The following is a 2,586-nucleotide window of genomic DNA, read 5'->3' as shown; positions in this document are numbered from 1 at the left end:
GCACAGCCGGACGCTGGCCCGCCGCGCGCTCGACGCCCTGCGCGGCAATGGGGCATTCTCGCCGGACATGCCCTGAACCCCATTCCGTTAACCGTTTTCCATCCTTCCCGACGCCGCGTTAACCCCGTTTGCCGGAAATCTTTTTTTTGCGTCTATCCTCCCGCGAAAAAGGAGTCTTCCGTGCACACAACCGTTGGAATCGCCACGCTCTGGGCGACGGCCCTCGCGTCCAGCCGGACGCTGCGCCGGTGGTCGCAAGACCACTACGGCAAGGCCGTCGCCCTGCGCGTGGGCGTGGACATGCGCCGCCCGCCCGACGAGAGCGACGCGCCGTTCATCGCGCTGTTCCCGGATGCCGTCACCACCGGGCCGGGACGCAAGGCGAACGAACACGAAGTCGGCCTGCTCATCGGGCTGAGCGAAGAAGGCTTCGAAAACCGCGAAGGCGTCATGCTCATGACCGGGACGCTCCGGCTCGCCGAAGTCTGGGAGCTGGTCAGGAAAACCATTGAACAGGCCGTGCCGGGCGTGTCGCTCGGGGATGTTTCCGCCGAGTATCATCTTGCCGGCTATCCTCTGGTCATGCTCGACGCCACGCTGACCGCAACCGAAAGCCTGCCCGTCGGCAGGCGGTTCTAACCTTTCAGGAGGAAACATGCCTCAGTATCAACAGGTTTCCGGCGGCGCGTGCTCGCTGACGCTGTACATGGAAGAGGCCCCCGGCAAGGTCGCCGCCGGCACGTCCGGCGTGCGGCTGGCCTTCGCCTCGGAAGACTTCAGGCGCGGCAGCTCGAAAAAGCAGCGCTCCGTCATCCGGGACGCACGCGGCAGCGGCAAGCCCTACGCGGGCATGGCGAACCTCTCCGGCTCGCTGGAAAGCGCATCGTATGCGCCTCAGCTCGGCTACATCATCCGGGCCCTGTGCGGCGCGCCGGCGACCACGGCGGACGGCGCCGGAAATGCGCTTTCCGGAGCCGTGACGGACAAGGGCGACGGGCTGGTCGGCCTGCCCTGCGCCGGGCACGGCTTCGTGCAGGACGCCGTGGTTTCCGTCACCGGATCTGCGAACTACGACGGCACCTACCGCGTCGCGCCCGGCGTCACCGCCGACGAAGTGGTGATCGAGGCCCCGTACAAGGCCGAAGCCCTTTCCGGGGCAACCCTGCACCGGGGCCGCGTCTGCGTGCTCTCCGGAGCGGCAAAAACGCTCTCCGGCGGCAAGGTGGCCTTGCCCGTGGAAGGCGGCATCCATGCCCTGAACGCCGGGGAAAAAATCACCATTTCCGGCTCCACAAGCTACGACGGAACGCACGTCCTGCAAGAAGGGACGGAAAACGGGCGGCTCGTCATCACCGCGAGTTTCACCGAAGAGACGTTTGACGGTTCCGCCATTGCCGTTCCCGTGTTCTACCGCCACGCCTTCGCGCTGCCGAAACGCCAGCCGACCCTGACGATGGAAAAATACCTCGACTTCGAAACAGGCGCGGCTGAAAAGCCCTACCGCCGCTTTGCCTTCTGCAAGGTCAACGGCCTGAACTTCAACTTCGGCGGGGACGACGAGCTGAAGTTTTCCCTCGACTTCGTGGTGGGCCGGGAAAGCGGAGCCGCCGAACCGCTGGACGCCAGCCCGCTCTCGCCGCCCGCCGTTCCCTTCGACAACATCGAAACCTCCGTGTGGATCAACGGCGTGCGCCGGGGCGAGGTCGAAAGCGGCGACCTGTCCAATGCGTTCGGCATTGAAGCCAAGGCCGCCGTGGGCGATATGGGGCAGTACAGCCGGATGCCCGAAGGCGACCCCGAGTGCAAAAGCACGCTGACCTGTTTCCTCGAATCCGAAACGTTCCAGCAGCTTTCGGAAGACGCTTCCACCGTCTCCTTTGCCGTGGGCATCTGCGCCGTGACCGGTGACGAAGTGTGGTTCCGCTACCCCGAAACGGAACTGGACGCGGAAGGGGCGGCCATCAGCGGCAAGGAAGGGCTCATGCAGACGGTGACGGTCATGCCGTTTGTGGACAAGGGCGATGCCGTCATGGCCGTTGAACTCGTCAACCGCGTGGAATCCTACGCGTAACGGAGGAAACATGGAATTCACCTCGCACAAGCTCCCCAGCGGGAAAACCGTCGGGCTTCGCGGGCGCACCTTTGCCGAATGGGAAGAGGCCGAACGCCGACGCATCGAAAGCCTTGAATCCATCGCCGAGCTTTCCGCATCCGGGAACAGCGTCGCGGCTGAGGCCCTTGCCCAGCGCAGCGTCATGGATTTCCGCATTGCCCGCCTGTCGCTGTGCGTCGAGGGCTTTTTCGGACTCCGGGACAGCCTCGACCTGCGCGACATCCTCGAAATCGAAACCTTCTGCGCCAAACTGGAGCAGCCGGAAGTCACAGAGGGAAACTGAAACGCTGGTGGCGCTGGGCGGGGGACGCGGGACGCGCGCGATACTGCGCGGCCTGCGTCCGGCGCTGCCGGAAACGCGGGAAACCTGCCCCCTGCGGCGACTGCGACAAACGCGAGCCGCCCCTGCTTGACGCAAACATCCCGGCGGTCCGGCTGGCCTGCGCCAGCGGCACGCAATGGCGCGTCGGCTT

General features: G+C 65.5%; 4 protein-coding genes. 3 read left to right on the top strand and 1 reads right to left on the bottom strand.

Annotated elements, in window-relative coordinates; all coding sequences use genetic code 11:
- The first annotated feature begins 180 nt into the window (after positions 1 to 180).
- From HMPREF0178_RS17085 to HMPREF0178_RS17075, 3 genes are read left to right on the top strand one after another with little or no spacing between them, the layout of a single operon-like run.
- On the top strand, positions 181 to 639 hold the full coding sequence (locus tag HMPREF0178_RS17085) for a hypothetical protein (RefSeq protein WP_009381090.1): 459 nt from the start codon (positions 181 to 183) through the stop codon (positions 637 to 639).
- Between the two features lie 16 nt (positions 640 to 655).
- Positions 656 to 2,071 carry a phage tail tube protein gene (locus HMPREF0178_RS17080; RefSeq protein ID WP_009381089.1) on the top strand — a complete coding sequence of 472 codons (1,416 nt, stop codon included), beginning with the start codon at positions 656 to 658 and terminating at the stop codon, positions 2,069 to 2,071.
- 10 nt (positions 2,072 to 2,081) lie between these two features.
- A complete protein-coding gene (locus HMPREF0178_RS17075) occupies positions 2,082 to 2,396 on the top strand; it encodes a hypothetical protein (RefSeq protein ID WP_009381088.1) in 315 nt (104 codons plus the stop codon).
- Here HMPREF0178_RS17075 and HMPREF0178_RS22680 read toward each other — a convergent pair.
- A partial coding sequence (locus tag HMPREF0178_RS22680) for a hypothetical protein (protein ID WP_232281314.1) occupies positions 2,380 to 2,586 on the bottom strand: 207 nt, incomplete at its 5' end. The genes HMPREF0178_RS17075 and HMPREF0178_RS22680 overlap by 17 nt on opposite strands.

Origin of the sequence: Bilophila sp. 4_1_30, assembly GCF_000224655.1 — a bacterium.
Classification (GTDB): Bacteria; Desulfobacterota; Desulfovibrionia; order Desulfovibrionales; family Desulfovibrionaceae; genus Bilophila; species Bilophila wadsworthia.
The sequence above is the reverse complement of the archived record's forward strand: the minus strand, read 5'-3'. Positions and strand labels throughout refer to the sequence as shown.

Coding starts and splice junctions, on each gene's coding strand:
- HMPREF0178_RS17080 (WP_009381089.1), top strand. CDS start 656: ATGCCTCAGTATCAACAGGTTTCCGGCGGCGCGTGCTCGCTGACGCTG.
- HMPREF0178_RS17075 (WP_009381088.1), top strand. CDS start 2,082: ATGGAATTCACCTCGCACAAGCTCCCCAGCGGGAAAACCGTCGGGCTT.